The sequence below is a fragment of the Massilia timonae CCUG 45783 genome (genome assembly GCF_000315425.1).
Taxonomy (GTDB): domain Bacteria; phylum Pseudomonadota; class Gammaproteobacteria; order Burkholderiales; family Burkholderiaceae_D; genus Telluria; species Telluria timonae.
In genome coordinates this window covers 411,265-426,013 of sequence record NZ_JH992926.1, presented here as the reverse complement: position 1 = coordinate 426,013, position 14,749 = coordinate 411,265, and the positions used below count along the sequence as shown (strand labels likewise).

The following is a 14,749-nucleotide window of genomic DNA, read 5'->3' as shown; positions in this document are numbered from 1 at the left end:
TCTTTTGCGTGGCGCAATTGGCGAGCAAATCGAAGGGATGGACCGATTCGGAGTTTGAGCAACTCGACCTGGGCGACGCGCGCCTGAACCGGCGAGCGAGGACACTGATGGAAACAATGGCGGGGGCACCGACGGCGAGCGTGCCAAAGGCCTGTAACGGCTGGGGTGAGACGATGGCCGCGTATCGCTTCTTCGACAATGACGGCGTCGACTGGCGGGCAATCCTGGAGCCGCACTGGCAGCAAACGGAACAGCGAATGGCCGAGCAGTCGGTGGTGCTGTGTCTGCAGGACACGACCGAACTGGACTTTAACGGACAGCAGGCGCGCGGCCTCGGACCGCTCAGCTATGAAGCGCAGCGCGGCATGTACGTCCACCCCACCTACGCGGTGACGACGGCGCGCGAGCCGCTGGGGATCCTGGACGTGTGGATGTGGGCGCGCGCGCTGCGCGACACCAACGGCCAGCGCGGCGGCCCCAAGGAAAGCCTGCGCTGGATCGAAGGCTACGAAAGACTGGCGGAACTGGCACCGCGCCTGCCCGCCACGCGCTTGGTGTATGTGGCCGACCGCGAGGCGGACATGCTGCCCTTGATGGCGCGGGCGCAGCAGCTCGACTGCCCGGTGGACTGGCTGGTGCGCGCCGCGCACAACCGCTGCTTGCCCAACAGCGAGAAGCTGTGGCCGCATGCCACGGAAGGCGCGCCGCTGGGGGAAATCGAGTTCGCGCTGGCCGCGCGGCCGGGCGCCAAGGCGCGCATCGTGCGCCAGCAGCTGTGGGCACGCCGGGTCGAACTGAACGCGGGCAAGGGCAAGGTGGTGACCGCCACATGCATCGTGGCGCGTGAACACGGCGCTCCGGCCGGCGTCAAGCCGATCGAATGGCGCCTGCTGACGAACCGGGTCGCCACCAGCGCGGCCGAGGTGGCCGAATTGATCGACTGGTATCGCGCCCGCTGGGAAATTGAAATGCTGTTCAATGTGCTCAAGAACGGCTGCAAGGTCGAGGAACTTCAGCTGGGCACGATCGAGCGCATCGAGCGCGCACTGGCGCTGTACTTGGTCGTAGCCTGGCGCATTGCCTATCTGGTACGCATGGGCCGTACCTGCCCGAACCTGGATGCCCACTTGTTCTTTGATCCCGATGAGATACGCGGCGCCTACTTGCTCAACAAATTACGCCCCCAGCCCAACCCGGCGTTAAACGAAGTAATACGCTTGATCGCCCGCGCGGGCGGCTTCTTGGGCCGAAAAGGTGATGGCGAACCTGGTGCCAAGACCCTCTGGGAAGGGCTGCGCGACGTGCGCGCCTCAGCTCTCACCCTTCAAGCACTACGCGAACTTGGAGACTGACGAGTTGTGTATAACGAGGTGCCATCAATCGAGCCATTCGTATGAGAACGCTTATTTCGCTCGGAATAGCCTTTGTAGTGATGGTGGTCCACTTGCTAATAGGAGCCGAACTCACCCCCAGCCTAAGCTCCGAGACGGCTTTGAACATTCTCGTTATGGGATTCCTAGACATGACGGTCATCACATGGCTGGTTCTAAAGCATCGGCGAGGACGTACAGCGATGTTTTCACGAATTATGATCTCATTTGGGGCTGGGGTAGCTAATTTTGCGTTTCTGTACGTGATCCTCTTTGTTTCCAATCCCCGGTACCTCGTAAAGGACGCGGCCATCGAACTTGTCGTTTCTGCGTCGTTCGTATCGCTAGTTGTATTCGTTCTTCTCTCTTTGCCGCCCCCGCTAGGACGGGCTAGGGAAAGTGCGTAGAAATGACAAAGGGCGCCGAGCTAGCGCCCCCCGGTATTCTTCGAGCTTCCACCAGACAGAGGAATCGCCTCAAGTGGCCCATTCCCTCTAACTGTTCGCCAAGGCAGCCAGATCGTCCCTCAAGCTGCTACGGCCGGGGACCTTGCTGTTTCCGCCGAAGGACTAGCAGGCCGCCGGCGCCGGCCAGCAGCAGGGCGAGTGCGTCCGGTTCAGGTACCTCCGTGGAATCCACGAAGGTGAAGTCGTCCATCGCGTACGAACCCTGGGCGCCGGTGCGCACGACCACCGAATCGATCGCGCCATCCCAACCTGCATCGAGGAAAGCCGACGTGGCCGACAGTTGGAGCGCATCCGAGCTGGCGACCAGTCGGCCGGCGAAGTAGAGGTCGAAGCGTACGCTGCTGTCCTCATAGCCCGAGAACCAGGCACCGTTGAACACTGTCGGCGCCAGGAAGCGAATGGTGTTTGCGATCGGCCCGCCGTCGATCCAGTCGGTCGTGACCTGGCCCAGGCCCGAGTGCGGCGTGAAAGGCGCTCCTTGCGCGGTAAATACGTTCAGGCCGGACGCCGACCAGTCCAGGCCACCGTAGTTACCGGGCACGGCGGCAAAGCCGTCTGGGCCAACGATGTCGTCGAAGTTCAATACTGCCGCCGAGGCGAAGGGGGCGCACAGCGCGATGGCGGCGCTCGCGAGGTAGTTGCGGATGATGCGATGCATGGTGTTTTCTCTTTATCGAATTGATCAAATGCGGCCCAGTGCCGGGTCGCTGACCGTGTGCCGACCGGTCTCGACGCGGCCGGCGAAGCGGCGCAGGTAGTCGGGCTGGCCGGATACCGTGGCGCTGAAGTCGTACCAGCAGTCGTTGCCCGCCACGGGAATGCGCACGCTGAGTTCGGTGCGCGGGGCCAGCGTGTGCTGTTGCCGTAGCGGCGCATACGCGTTCGCGCCCAGGTTGAAGGTGCAGGGCGCCGCGCCGGCGTTCACCAGGCGCAGCACCAGCGCCCCGGCAGCGGCGTCGCAGCGCACCTGGACGTCGGGACGCGGCTGGCCCGCCGCTACGGCGCGCAGCGCGCTGCCGGTGAAATGGCGGTGGTAGCCGTTCGGCCCCAGCACCCACAGGTCGTAGGCGCCGCCGACCGCCGGCGTCCACACGTCCGACAACGACTTGCCCGCCTCGACCGTGTAGCGGCGCGGGATGGCGGCCAGGTTCTTGCGGTCGTAGACGTGGAACACCGCGCCCTGGCGGCCGGTGTTGATGAAGGTGAGCGCCACCCGCGCTGCGGCCATCGTGGCGCCCGGCTGCACCTCGCAGGTGGTCGCCAGCTCGTACGGCAGCGCGCGCGAGGGTCGCGTCCCCGCGGCCTGGACGGGCATTTGCGGCGCGGCGGGCGCCGGGATCTGCGGCAGCCGTTGCTGGGAGGCGCGCAGGGCATCCGCCTCGCTCTTCGTCTTGCGCCCTGTTAGCACCGGCAACGCCTCGTCGTTGGGCGACACGAAGTTGAAGGCGCTGGTGAGATCGCCGCATACCGCCCGCCGGAACGGGCTGATGTTCGGCTCCTTCACGCCGAAACGCGCTTCCAGGAAGCGCAGCACCGAGGTGTGATCGAACACATGCGAGTTGACCCAGCCGCCGCGGCTCCATGGCGAGATTACGTACATCGGCACGCGCGGGCCGGGGCCGTACACGCGGCCGTCCGGCGCCGGCTGTTTGGTGCTGCCGGGCGGCCGTGGATGCGTGTAGTACTCGTGCGCCAGGTCGCCGGGCGCCAGCGTGGACTTGCCGGCGTAGCCGCCCTTGCCGTCGGGTGACGGGGCCGAGGGGGAGGGCACGTGGTCGAAGTAGCCGTCGTTCTCGTCGAAGTTGACGATCAGGACGGTCTTGCTCCAGACCTCGGGGTTGGCGGTCAGGGCGTCCAGCACCTCTTGCAGGAACCAGGAACCCTGCACCGGACTCGATGGGCCTGGATGCTCGCAGTAGATCGATGGCGCGTTCATCCACGATACCTGCGGCAGCTTGCCCTCGCGGATGTCGCGCCTGAAGGCGTCCAGGTACTGCTCGGGCCGGGTCCCCGGCAAGGTGTTGGCGATGCCCTTGTAGAGCGGATTGTCCGGGTTGTCGGTCGCCGCGTCATAGGCTTTATAGGGCAGCGACTGGCCGGTATTGGTGTAGGGCTGGCCAGGCGCGCCGCCGCTCGAGACCGGGTAGCCCGACGCGATATTGGCGCGCCTGAACTGGCGGAAGGCGCCCAGCATATTGTCGCCCCACTCGTCGGGCATGTTCTGGTAGCTGATCCAGCTGATGCCGGCCGCTTCGAGACGTTCGGCATAGGTGGTCCAGGTGTAGCCGGTATTGACGCCGCCCGGCAGGCCGTCGATCGCATCCCACTCGTTGGTGACGAAGGCCGTGCCGGTCGGCACCGCGCCATTGGTGCCGGTCAGGAAGAACGAGCGGTTGGCGTCGGTCCCGGTGTGCATCGCGCAGTGGTAGGCGTCGCACAGGGTGAAGGCGTTGGCCAGCGCGAAGGCGAAGGGGATTTCGCTCTCCTTGAAATACCCCATCGAGATCGGATTCTTGTAGCGCGGCCACTGGTCCATGCGGCCGTTGTCCCAGGCCAGCTGGCTGTCGAGCCAGTCGTGCGGCGTGCCGTTGGCGCGTTGGGCATTGCCCTTGCTGCCGTCGAGGTGGAAGGGCATCATCAGGTTGCCGTTGCCCATGCGCTGCTGCCACACGCTGCGGCCCTCCGGGAGCGGAATCGGGAAACGGTCGCCGAAGCCGCGCACGCCGGCCAGCGTGCCGAAGTAATGGTCGAAGGCGCGGTTTTCCTGCATCAGGATCACCACGTGCTCGACGTCGCGGATGGTGCCGGTGGCATTGTTGGCGGGGATGGCCAGCGCGCGCTGGATGGCGGGCGGGAAGGCGGCGTAGGTGGCGGCGGCGATGCCGGCGCGGGCGCTGCTGCTCAGGAATCTGCGGCGTGAAGTCATGAGATCTGTCCGGAAATTTTCGATTGCGATTGGGCAACAAACTGTGCCGCTGTGTGTTGTCGTGCCGACATGGCTTGCAACTTCGCCAAGGTAAGCGACGTGCATGACGATGTCATGACACGCGGGCGCGCGAACCCGCGTCGCCCCTGTCGAAACCCCCGCCGCTCCGGTATCATGGCGGGATGAATCAGAACCCTTCGCAACCTTTTGTACCCTTCGTCATTGGCGTCGCCGGCGGCAGCGGCAGTGGCAAGTCGACGGTGACGCAGCAAGTGCTGTCGTCGTTCGGCGCCGATCTCGTCTCTGTCGTCATGCAGGACGACTACTACCGCGACCAGACCCATCTCACCATGGCAGAGCGGCGCGAGCAGAACTACGATCACCCGCAAGCCTTCGACTGGCCGTTGCTGGTCGAGCACGTGCGCGCCTTGCGCAACGGCGAATCGATCGCGATGCCGATCTATGACTTCACCGTGTCCAACCGCACCGACCAGACCATTCCCGTCAAGCCGGCCCCGGTGATCGTGATCGAGGGCTTGTTCGCCCTGTACGATGCCGACCTGCGCGACATGATGTCCCTGAAAATCTTCGTCGACACCGCGCCCGACGTGCGCTTCATCCGCCGCCTGCAGCGCGACGTCGCCGAACGTGGCCGTTCGCTGGACAGCATCGTCGGCCAGTACCTGGACACGGTGCGTCCGATGCACAAGCAGTTCATCGAGCCGACCAGGCGCAAGGCCGACATGATCCTGCCGCACGGCGCCAACGGCCCGGCGATCGACGTCATCACCACCAAGGTGGCGAGCGTGCTCGGCAAACTGCAGATCCTGGAGCGTCGTTCCAGCCCGGCACTGGATTGAATTGCCCGCACGCGGTAAAATGCGTGCTCATCGGAAGGAAATCGTCCCTGGTGGGGCGGCTGGGCTTCAAACCCAGTTGGTGGCGCCATGCGTCGCCGGGTGGGTTCGACTCCCGCATCCTTCCGCCATGCAGTTGCCCCTTAGATCCTTCCCCAAACCAACACCATGCTCATTCTCGGCTTCGACTATCCGGACGACTGCTATTTCGATCTCGAGAACGATATGTGGTGCCGTGACCTGGGTGACGGCCGCATGCAGGTCGGCGTCAGCGCCTTCGGCGTCAAGATCAGCGGTAATTACTTTTATATGTGCCGGCCGAAGTCGGTCGGCACCGAGCTCGAGCAGGGCAAGACCATGGGCGTCGTCGAGCTGAGCAAGACGGTGGTGACGATCAAGACGCCGGTTTCCGGCACGGTGGTCGAGATCAACGAGCTGCTCGAAGACAAGCCCGAACTCATCAACCAGGACCCGTACGGCAAGGGCTGGATCTCCGTGGTCCAGGCCAGCGACTGGGAGCGCGACCGTGCCCGGCTGGCGCATGGCGCCACCCTGGCCGAACAGGCCGAGCGCCGCATGCGGCTCGAGCCGAGCGACGACTGGATCAAGCCGTGAGCATGGGAGAGCGTGGGCTGGCCATCCTGGTCTGGTCCTGCGACCTGTCGCGTCCCGAACTGCTTGCCACGCCGTTCATGGCCGCGCAAGCGGCGGCGGCGCTCGACATGCGGGTCAAGATGCTGTTTTCCAGCCAGTCGGTGCAGTGGCTGCTGGCTGACAATGCGGCGCGCCTGACCGGCTTCGGCGCCGAACAGTGGGCGATCGCACGTCACCTGGAGGCCAGCCTTGATCTTGGCGTGGAGATCCGCGCCTGCACCCAGGCGCTGCATGCCAGCGGCGTTGATCGCGCCATGCTGGCCCCGCAATGCGCCGGTGTCGAAGGCATGGTCTCGTTCGTCGAGCAAGGCAGCGCGCCGGGCTGGCGCATGCTGGTGTTCTAGAGCGCGATCATCGCGCGTTCTTCGGGACGCAGGGTCAGCACCGCGACGCCCGTGGCCGTGACGGCCACCGTGTGCTCGAACTGCGCCGACAGCGATCCATCGCGCGTCACCACCGTCCAGCCATCATCCTCGGTGCGCACGCTGCGTCCACCCCGGTTGAGCATGGGTTCGATGGTGAACACCATGCCCTCACGCAGCTTCAGCCCGGTTCCTTTCGATCCGAAGTGCAGCACCTGCGGTTCCTCGTGCATCTCGCGGCCGATGCCATGGCCGCAATACTCGCGCACCACCGAACAGCCATTGCGCTTGGCATGGCGCTCGATGGCCCAGCCGACGTCGCCCAGGGTGGCCCCCGGTCGCACCGCGCGAATGCCCTTCCACATCGCCTCGTAGGTGGTCTGCACCAGCCGGCGCGCATCCAGATCGACCTGGCCGACCAGGTAGGTCTTGCTGGAGTCGGCGATGTAGCCGTTCTTTTCGAGCGTGATGTCGAAATTCACGATGTCGCCGTCCTTGAGCACGTCGGTCGTCGACGGCACGCCGTGGCAGACCACGTGGTTGATGGACGAATTGAGCACGAAACCGTAGTCGTACTGGCCCTTGCTGGCGGGCCGCGCGCCGAGCTGGTCGACGATGAAGCGTTCGACGAGCGTGTCGACTTCGAGCGTGGTCATGCCGGCCAGGGGAAGCTGGTCGAGCATGCCGAATACGGACGCCAGCAGGCGGCCCGACTCGGCCATCAGCGCCAGCTCATGCGGTTGCTTGGTCATGCCGCGCTCAGGGTGAGGGGCGGCGCCGATACGCCGGCAGCAGCCAGCTCGCGCGCGACGATCTCGTTGAAGCTGAGGGTGGGATTGGTTTCGCACAGCATGCCGACCTTGATCCAGAACGCGGCTTGCGCATTGATCGAGCGGCAAGAAACCTTGGTGGCGAGGCGGACCTGGTCGTGCAGGTCGTCCTCGATGTTGACGATGCCCATGGCGATACTCCAATATATGAATCGTATGTTGAGTATATACGTTCCGTATATTCCGTCAATGCGGTCGCTAAACAAAAATGGCGCCGGGATCGCTCCCGGCGCCATTCATCCTGGCCTTGCTGCGTTCAGCTTACAGCGAGCGCAGGAAGGCCATCAACTCGTCGCGCTGGGCCTTGCTCAGCCTGGCGAAGCGGTTGCGCGCGGCGGCGGCTTCGCCGTCGTGCCACATGATCGCTTCGGTCAGGTTGCGCGCGCGGCCGTCGTGCAGGTAGCCGACGGCGCCTTCGCGGTCCAGCACCTTTTCGGTGTAGCCCAGGCCCCACAGCGCCGGCGTGCGCCACATGCGGCCGCTGGCCTGGCCTTCCTTGTAGTCGTCGGCGAGGCCAGGACCCATATCGTGCAGCAGCAGGTCGGTGTAAGGACGGATCGTCTGGTCGCGCAGTTCCGCGAACAGGTGGTTCGAGCCGGTCTTCATCGAGGCGGTGTGGCAGGCCACGCAGCGCATGGCTTCGAACAGCTTGGCGCCGGCGGCGACCTGGCGGGTGTCGACGTCCAGTTCCTCGATCGGCGACACGCCTTTCGGGAAGCCGCTCGGCAGGCTGCGCTGGGCCGGCACGGCCAGCAGGGCCAGGTAGTTCGAGATCTGCTTCAGGTCGGCTTCCGAGATGCCGCGTTCCTTGGGCGCCGTGGCGCAGCCTGCCGGGTTGCTGTCGCAGCTGCGGTTCGGATAGACCGGCGAGGTCACCGACATGTCCTGCAGCAGCGCGCTGGCGGTCTGGTGACGCAACGTCGCCTTCGAGGCCTTCCAGCCGAAGCGGCCCAGGTGCACCGCGCCGGTCTCCGGATCGAACACGAAGTTGGCCACGCCCTTGACGCCGTCCTGGTCGGGCGTGCTGCGCACGCGCGCCAGGATGTCGGCCTCGGGCACCGCTTCGAGGAGGCCCGTGCCGATCATCGGCTGGGCCGCGCGCAGCGACACCGTGTCCGGGGTCGGGCCGTCGAACACCAGCACCGGCTTGCGCAACTGCACGTCAGTGCCGTCGGCGAGCTTGACCGTGCGCGTGTCGAACTCCTTGACGCGCACGCCGCCCCAGTTCTGCGGCGTGCCGGCCGCGGTCGAGGCGTTCATCTGCACCGTCGTGCCATAGGTCGGGTGCGGCAGCTGGGCGCCGTCGGCCGCGGTCGTGGCCACGCGCACGGCCATGGTGTCCAGGCGCCGGCCCACTTCCGGCGCCGGGCTGCGGCCGTTATTCGTGTGGCAGGCGATACAGGCGGCCTGGTTGAACCGCTGGCCCTGGAGTCCGGCGATGTTCGGATGCGGATCGTTGCCCGGCTCGTTGTGCTTGCCGGTGGTGAAGTTGGTGTGCACCAGGCGGCGCCCTTCGACGAAGCGCTGCATGTTCTGCATGCCGGTGTTGTTGTGCGGCTGCTGGAACATGAAACTGCCGTTGTCGCTGTAGTTATAGGACACCGAGCCGATGCCGCCCGACAGGGTGTCGAGGGGCAGCGGCGCGTTCATCAGCCGCGGCTGCACGCCATACCACGGACGCAGGCCCTGGCCGACCACATAGGTCCACTCGTTCGAGTAGTAGCGGATGCCGCCGAAGTCGCCCTTGGCCTGCATCGCCGCGGTGGTCGAGAACATCGAGGGCGAGATCTCGACCACGTCGCCGGCCACCAGCGGCCTAGCCGGGACGCTGCGGCCGTTCGGGAAGCCGTCGGCGTTCAGTTCGGCGTGGCCCGGATAGTTCCAGTGCTGCAGGGCGCAGTCGCCGTTGGCCAGGTTCGCGTTGTACAGCGTATTGTTGCGCGGGTAGGGCGTCGCCGGGCACATCGCGACCTTGTCGTTGACCAGCTGGCCCGGATTCATCCAGCCGAAGCCGGTGACCCCCGGCCGGTCGAAGCCGCGGAAGAATGCCACTTCGCCCGGCCGGAAGTCCACCTGCGTGTACTGGTTGACGATCAGGACCGGACGGGTGTTGTTCGGCACGCGGCTGCGGTCGATGATCTCGACGCCCCAGGTGCGGTTCTGGTGGTATTGCGGCACGAAGGTCAGGTGCCGGCCCGGGCCCTTGTCGCGCGGCAGGCCGGTGGCGGGGTCGACCGTCTCGTTGGGGCCGTAGCCGATCTCGTTCCACTCCTCGCCGCGTTCGCGACCATGGCGGTCCTGGACGCGGACGCCGAAGCGGGTCACCAGGGTGCCGTCCGCCAGCGTGAACTGGAGCGACTCGAGGGCGTCGTTCGAACCCGGCAGAGGGGTCCAGCCGTTGCCGTTGGCCGGGAATGGGTGCGCCGAAGTCGGCTGCGCGGGGATGGTGTTATCGCTGCCCGGGGTCTTGAACTCGACCTCCCACAGCGAGTAGCCATATTGCGTGGCGCGCATCAGGCCCTGCAGGCGCACGTGCCTGGCGACGGTATTGAGGTTGAAGAATTCCTCGACGCCGCCCTGGCCCTTGTCGACGATGCGCAGGTCGGTCCAGTTGACGTTGTCGTTCGAGGTCTGCAGCTTGAACTGCTTCGCGTAGGAATTCTCCCAATTGAGCTTGATGTAGCCGATCGGGGTCGGCGCGGCGAAGTCGAACTGGATCCAGCCGCCATTGCCATCGTCCTGGTGGCTGGCCCAGCGGGTGTTCGGCTCGCCGTCGATCGCCATCGAGGCGCCCAGGCCGCCGTTCTCGGGCCGCGACGAGCTCGCGCCGGCCGGCTTGACGGGCACGCCCGGCTTGCTCAGGTCGACCGGGATCCCGGGAGCGGGTTCGGTCGGCGCGTCGGGGTTGGACGGGGTGCCGGTGAAGGCCTGGATCTCGAGGATCGAATAACCATACTGGCCGGCGCGCTCGATGCCTTTCACGCGCAGGTAGCGGCCCTCGCCGGCGAAGCCGGTCAGGTCCTCGACGCCGCCCTGGCTGTCGTTCACGGTCTTGATCGTGGTCCAGCTGTCGCCGTCCTCGGAAACCTGCAGCGCGTACTTGCGCGCGTGCGCGTTCTCCCAGTCGATGCGGACCCGGGTGATGACCACGTTCTGCGCGAACTCGAGCGTGAAGTCCTGGTCATCCGTGAACCGGCTGCCCCAACGGGTGTTGCGGTCGCCGTCGATGGCGAACCTGGCGTCGAGGTCGTCGCGCTCGCGCGACGTGGCGGTAGCGGCTTTCGGGGTGAGGGGCATTTCCGGGCCCTCGGCCGCTGCGGAAAAGGCGTTGAACAGGCTCTTGCTGGCGCTTTGCATGGAAGACATGGGCGATTCGCCATTTCCACCACCGCAACCGGCAAGCAATATCGTGAGCGCGAGTGCGAGGCCGGGCATGCGGTAACGGCCTGAGGACTGCCCGCGAGGCAGTAGGTTCATTTGATACTCCTTGGTTATCCATTCTTGATTGGGAATCCTGCGCCGGCGGCAACCGCCATCCGCACCGCGCAGGCCTTGCCTTTTCCGCGTGCCTTGCGGCCGTCTTCTGGTGCCCCCCCTTGATACCAAGGGTTAATTGCTCTAAGGCAACTTTTTGCCGTTAAGATATCCGGCACGTCAATACCTGTCAAGCGCATGCGTCATGATTCACACGATGAAAGCGATCCTGGATGCAGCTTGCCGTTGACGGGAGTGGAAGTCATCACCAATAATCGAAGGTCATGCACATCCTGCGCACATCGTCGATGCTGGTCCGTCTGGTTCTGGCCTGGTTTGTCCTTACCCTGGGCGCCGCCAGCGCCGCACCCATGGTGCAGCCAGTCTCGATGGCGCTGGTATGCGCCGACGGTGGCGTCAAGGTCGTGCTCGTCGACCGCGACGGCGCCGCCGTGCACCCCAGGGGGCATACCCTCGATTGCCCGCTGTGCCTGCCCGCCACCGCGCCGCCGCCGCTGGCGACGCCATGCGTTCCGCCGCCGCAGCCGGCCGCCGCGGTGGTGCATGTGCCCGCCGTCTTCCATGTCGCCGCCACTGCCGGCGCACCGCTTCCGCCACGCGGGCCGCCCGCGCACTCCTGACGTTCTCGCGCCGGCGCAAGGTCGGCGCAGTCTTTACGCGCGCAGCGCGGCGTGGCCCATCGGGACGCGCCCGCAGGTCGCGCTCAACGTACAAGTAGTCAGGAGTAGCAAGATGCATCAACGAGTTTCACGTCATACCTCGCGCCGCGCCTTCGTGCTGTCCGGCGCGGTCCTCGCGCTGGGCGCGCTGGCCGGCTGCAGCATGGGCAGTTCGGTCAGTTTCAACGGCGCCGACATCACCGGCGCCGATTTCGGCCGGGATTTCCGCCTGAAGGATCCGAGCGGCCAGGAACGCACGCTGGCCGACTTCAAGGACAAGGTCGTGCTGGTGTTCTTTGGCTTCACCCAGTGCCCGGACGTGTGCCCGACCGCGCTGGCGCGCGCGGCCGAGGTCAAGGCCCTGCTGGGGCCGGACGGCGACCGCCTGCAGGTGCTGTTCATCAGCGTCGATCCGGAGCGCGACACGCCCGAGGTCCTGCATGCCTATACGGCGGCCTTCGATCCGACCTTCCTCGCCCTGTACGGCGACCAGGAACGGCTGGCCGAGACCGCGAAGGAATTCAAGGTGATCTACCAGAAAGTGCCGACCGGCGATTCCTACACCGTCGACCATACCTCGGTCACCTATGCCTACGACACCAAGGGCAAGCTGCGCCTGAAACTGTCGCACAGCCAGTCGGCGATCGAGTACGCTGCCGACGTGCGCAAGCTGCTGCATGCCGCCTGAGCCCCGCCAATCCAGACCATTCAAGGAGAACACCATGAAGCACTTCATCCGCACCGTCGCCGCCGCCGCCATGCTGGCCGCCGTCGCAAGTTCCGCCCAAGCCCAGGCCAACGTCACCGTCAAGGACGCCTGGGTGCGCGCCACCGTTCCACAACAGAAGGCGACCGGCGCCTTCATGCAGCTCCAGGCGGCCAAGGACAGCAAGTTCGTCTCGGTCAGCTCGCCGCTGACCCCGACGGTCGAGGTGCACGAGATGGCGATGCAGGGCGACGTGATGCGCATGCGCCAGGTGCAGTCGGTCGAGCTGCCCGCCGGCAAAACGGTGGAGCTCAAGCCGGGCGGCCATCACATCATGATGATGAACCTGAAAGCCCAGGTGAAGGAGGGCGATACGGTGCCGTTGACGCTGGTATTCGAGGGCAAGGACGGCAAGCGCGAGCAGGTCGAGATCAAGGCGCCCGTGAAAGCCCTGAACAGCGCCGCCAAGCCAGCCCACGCAGGCCACTGAGCGGTACTTGACCTGAAAACAACAACCACCGGTAGGATTTTCACGTAAACCAATCGTGCGCGTGATGCTGCTTCGTACAATCGCCTGATTGCCGACGGGTCTCCCGACAGGGAGCCGCGGCCTCATGCGAATGGAGCGCTTATGCGACGAAGTCTTTCCTGGTTGCCGGCCGGACGCGGCGAATGGTCGCTGCTGGCGGCGCTGGCCGCCTGCTATCCGGCCAGCCTGGTGCTGCCGGCGACCTGGTCGCGCGAGGGCGGGCTGCTGGAAAGCCTGCAGGTGCTGGTGCTGGGGGCCGGCTGCGTGCTGGCGCTGCTGATGTACTTGCGCGCGCGGCCGGCGCGCGTCGCCATGCTGGCGCTGTGGGCCGCGCCGGTCTGGCTGCTGCTGGCGGGGCGCGAACTCAGTTGGGGGAGGGCATGGCTGTCCGGCCCTGCCAGCGAGACCATGGCCGCGACGGCGCTCCAGATCGAGCCGCTGGTCAAGCCCGGCGCCGCCGTGCTGCTGGCCTGGCTGGTGCTCAGCGCCCTGTACTACCGGATCGACGGGCCGCTGCGGGCCGCCTTCTCCCACCGCCTGCCCTGGGTGCTCCTGGTCGTCATGTTTGCGGCCGCCCTGGGATCGACCTGCGCCGAGGGCCATATGTCTTGTCATCTCGACAGGGTGATTCCCACCGCTCAGACGTTCGAAGAATGGTGCGAGCTGCTTGGCTATATCGCGCTGTGCATGGTCCAGCATGTGGTTTTCATGCATCAGATGCCGGCAAAACCGGTTCCCGGCGTCGTGCATGCGCCCGCGGCAGTGCCCGAAGAAGCGGCTTAGCCGGCCTGAATTGCATGGCATGTACGGCAACTGAGACATTTTGCCCGTTTGTCTGCGCCGCGATTTCCTCTAGGATGTCGGGTTTTGGGTAAAGGACCGCCATTGTCGCACCGCGGTCGAGCGATCATGTCGAACGTTAAAGTTGTAGATGTAGAAACGGCGGAACTGGGCGACCGCGCCGCTGCCGGCCTGGCCCGCCATTGTTCGCAGTACTGGGCGCTGACCAAGCCGCGCGTCACGATGCTGACCGTGTTCTGCGCCGTCATCGGCAGCCTGCTGGCCAGCGAGGGATTCCCCGGCTGGAGCGTGCTGCTGTTCAGCGGCGCCGGCATCTGGCTGCTGGCCGGCGCTGCTTTCGCAGTCAACTGCCTGCTCGAAGCGCGGATCGACGCCCGCATGGCGCGCACCGCCCGCCGCGCGACCGCCAGCGGCAGCCTGAGCCCGCTGCACACTGTCGTCTTCTCGCTGCTGCTGGGCGGCGCCGGCGCCGCGCTGCTGTATACCCGGGTCAATCCGTTGACGATGTGGCTGACCCTGGCGACTTTCGTCGGCTACGCCTTCATCTACACGCTGCTGCTCAAGCCGAACACCCCGCAAAACATCGTGATCGGCGGCTTCGCGGGCGCGATGCCGCCGGCGCTGGGCTGGGCCGCGGTCGCCAATACGGTGCCGCTGGAAGCCTGGCTGCTGGTCCTGATCATTTTCTTGTGGACGCCGCCGCACTTCTGGGCGCTGGCGATGTACCGCCGCGACGAGTACGCGCGCTCCGGCCTGCCGATGCTGCCGGTCACGCACGGCATGGCGCACACCGGCCTGCAGGTGTGGCGCTACAGCCTGGCGCTGGCGGCCGGCGCCGCGCTGCCATGGGCGGTGGGGATGAGCGGCGTGGTCTACCTGGTGGCCGCCTGTGCGCTGAACGCCGTGTTCCTGCGCTACGGCTGGCTGGTCCACAAGCGCTACAGCGACCGGATCGCCCGCAAATCCTTTGCCTGGTCGATCATGTACCTGGCGCTGCTGTTCGCGGCGCTGCTGCTGGACCATTACATTCCGGTCTGAATTTTCCGACTCTAAGTTGCTTCTAGGTAAATTGTCAGTTTGAGTACGCTGGCGC

14 protein-coding genes and 1 tRNA gene are annotated in these 14,749 nt (G+C 65.9%); 10 read left to right on the top strand and 5 right to left on the bottom strand.

Translation table 11 applies throughout. The annotated features are described in order from the left end of the window. Positions 1-17: 17 nt before the first annotated feature. A complete protein-coding gene (locus HMPREF9710_RS24695; RefSeq protein ID WP_040775003.1) occupies positions 18-1,352 on the top strand; it encodes an IS4 family transposase in 1,335 nt (444 codons plus the stop codon). Between the two features lie 552 nt (positions 1,353-1,904). On the opposite strand, the gene HMPREF9710_RS24685 is transcribed toward HMPREF9710_RS24695, so the two are convergent. Then, on the bottom strand, positions 1,905-2,495 hold the full coding sequence (locus HMPREF9710_RS24685) for a PEP-CTERM sorting domain-containing protein (RefSeq protein ID WP_005671007.1): 591 nt from the start codon (positions 2,493-2,495) through the stop codon (positions 1,905-1,907). Between the two features lie 24 nt (positions 2,496-2,519). Then, complete coding sequence (locus tag HMPREF9710_RS24680) at positions 2,520-4,763, bottom strand: phosphocholine-specific phospholipase C (RefSeq protein WP_005671005.1); 2,244 nt, start codon at positions 4,761-4,763, stop codon at positions 2,520-2,522. A 182-nt stretch (positions 4,764-4,945) separates the two neighbouring features. Between HMPREF9710_RS24680 and udk the strand changes: the two genes are divergently transcribed. From udk to HMPREF9710_RS24660, 4 genes are all read left to right on the top strand, one after another. Next, a complete protein-coding gene (udk, locus tag HMPREF9710_RS24675; RefSeq protein ID WP_005671004.1) occupies positions 4,946-5,623 on the top strand; it encodes a uridine kinase in 678 nt (225 codons plus the stop codon). 32 nt (positions 5,624-5,655) lie between these two features. Next, a tRNA-Sec gene (locus HMPREF9710_RS24670) sits at positions 5,656-5,751 on the top strand. 37 nt (positions 5,752-5,788) lie between these two features. Then, on the top strand, positions 5,789-6,235 hold the full coding sequence (locus tag HMPREF9710_RS24665) for a glycine cleavage system protein H (protein WP_005671002.1): 447 nt from the start codon (positions 5,789-5,791) through the stop codon (positions 6,233-6,235). Further along, positions 6,232-6,618 carry a DsrE family protein gene (locus tag HMPREF9710_RS24660; protein WP_157225740.1) on the top strand — a complete coding sequence of 129 codons (387 nt, stop codon included), beginning with the start codon at positions 6,232-6,234 and terminating at the stop codon, positions 6,616-6,618. The genes HMPREF9710_RS24665 and HMPREF9710_RS24660 overlap by 4 nt, the downstream gene beginning before the upstream one ends. Here HMPREF9710_RS24660 and map read toward each other — a convergent pair. The 3 genes from map to HMPREF9710_RS24645 form a co-directional block, all read right to left on the bottom strand. Beyond that, a complete protein-coding gene (map, locus tag HMPREF9710_RS24655; RefSeq protein WP_005670997.1) occupies positions 6,615-7,388 on the bottom strand; it encodes a type I methionyl aminopeptidase in 774 nt (257 codons plus the stop codon). The genes HMPREF9710_RS24660 and map overlap by 4 nt on opposite strands. Then, positions 7,385-7,597, bottom strand: coding sequence for a ParD-like family protein (locus HMPREF9710_RS24650; protein ID WP_005670995.1), 213 nt, complete (start codon positions 7,595-7,597; stop codon positions 7,385-7,387). The genes map and HMPREF9710_RS24650 overlap by 4 nt, the downstream gene beginning before the upstream one ends. 130 nt (positions 7,598-7,727) lie before the next feature. Next, entirely contained in the window at positions 7,728-10,943 is a 3,216-nt protein-coding gene (locus tag HMPREF9710_RS24645) for a di-heme oxidoredictase family protein (protein ID WP_005670993.1), read from the bottom strand. Between the two features lie 281 nt (positions 10,944-11,224). Between HMPREF9710_RS24645 and HMPREF9710_RS24640 the strand changes: the two genes are divergently transcribed. The 5 genes from HMPREF9710_RS24640 to cyoE all read left to right on the top strand — a co-directional run bounded on the left by HMPREF9710_RS24640 (position 11,225) and on the right by cyoE (position 14,694). Further along, complete coding sequence (locus tag HMPREF9710_RS24640; RefSeq protein WP_005670991.1) at positions 11,225-11,581, top strand: hypothetical protein; 357 nt, start codon at positions 11,225-11,227, stop codon at positions 11,579-11,581. 112 nt (positions 11,582-11,693) lie between these two features. Continuing rightward, positions 11,694-12,308, top strand: a complete 615-nt coding sequence (locus tag HMPREF9710_RS24635) for an SCO family protein (protein ID WP_005670989.1) — start codon at positions 11,694-11,696, stop codon at positions 12,306-12,308. A 34-nt stretch (positions 12,309-12,342) separates the two neighbouring features. Further along, positions 12,343-12,816 carry a copper chaperone PCu(A)C gene (locus HMPREF9710_RS24630; RefSeq protein ID WP_005670987.1) on the top strand — a complete coding sequence of 158 codons (474 nt, stop codon included), beginning with the start codon at positions 12,343-12,345 and terminating at the stop codon, positions 12,814-12,816. Positions 12,817-12,957: 141 nt separating this feature from the next. Beyond that, complete coding sequence (locus HMPREF9710_RS26805; RefSeq protein WP_005670985.1) at positions 12,958-13,638, top strand: hypothetical protein; 681 nt, start codon at positions 12,958-12,960, stop codon at positions 13,636-13,638. 126 nt (positions 13,639-13,764) lie between these two features. Next, entirely contained in the window at positions 13,765-14,694 is a 930-nt protein-coding gene (gene cyoE, locus HMPREF9710_RS24620) for a heme o synthase (protein ID WP_005670983.1), read from the top strand. Positions 14,695-14,749: the final 55 nt, after the last annotated feature.

Coding starts and splice junctions, on each gene's coding strand:
- HMPREF9710_RS24685 (WP_005671007.1), bottom strand. CDS start 2,495: ATGCATCGCATCATCCGCAACTACCTCGCGAGCGCCGCCATCGCGCTG.
- HMPREF9710_RS24680 (WP_005671005.1), bottom strand. CDS start 4,763: ATGACTTCACGCCGCAGATTCCTGAGCAGCAGCGCCCGCGCCGGCATC.
- udk (WP_005671004.1), top strand. CDS start 4,946: ATGAATCAGAACCCTTCGCAACCTTTTGTACCCTTCGTCATTGGCGTC.
- HMPREF9710_RS24665 (WP_005671002.1), top strand. CDS start 5,789: ATGCTCATTCTCGGCTTCGACTATCCGGACGACTGCTATTTCGATCTC.
- map (WP_005670997.1), bottom strand. CDS start 7,388: ATGACCAAGCAACCGCATGAGCTGGCGCTGATGGCCGAGTCGGGCCGC.
- HMPREF9710_RS24650 (WP_005670995.1), bottom strand. CDS start 7,597: ATGGGCATCGTCAACATCGAGGACGACCTGCACGACCAGGTCCGCCTC.
- HMPREF9710_RS24645 (WP_005670993.1), bottom strand. CDS start 10,943: ATGAACCTACTGCCTCGCGGGCAGTCCTCAGGCCGTTACCGCATGCCC.
- HMPREF9710_RS24640 (WP_005670991.1), top strand. CDS start 11,225: ATGCACATCCTGCGCACATCGTCGATGCTGGTCCGTCTGGTTCTGGCC.
- HMPREF9710_RS24635 (WP_005670989.1), top strand. CDS start 11,694: ATGCATCAACGAGTTTCACGTCATACCTCGCGCCGCGCCTTCGTGCTG.
- HMPREF9710_RS24630 (WP_005670987.1), top strand. CDS start 12,343: ATGAAGCACTTCATCCGCACCGTCGCCGCCGCCGCCATGCTGGCCGCC.
- HMPREF9710_RS26805 (WP_005670985.1), top strand. CDS start 12,958: ATGCGACGAAGTCTTTCCTGGTTGCCGGCCGGACGCGGCGAATGGTCG.
- cyoE (WP_005670983.1), top strand. CDS start 13,765: ATGTCGAACGTTAAAGTTGTAGATGTAGAAACGGCGGAACTGGGCGAC.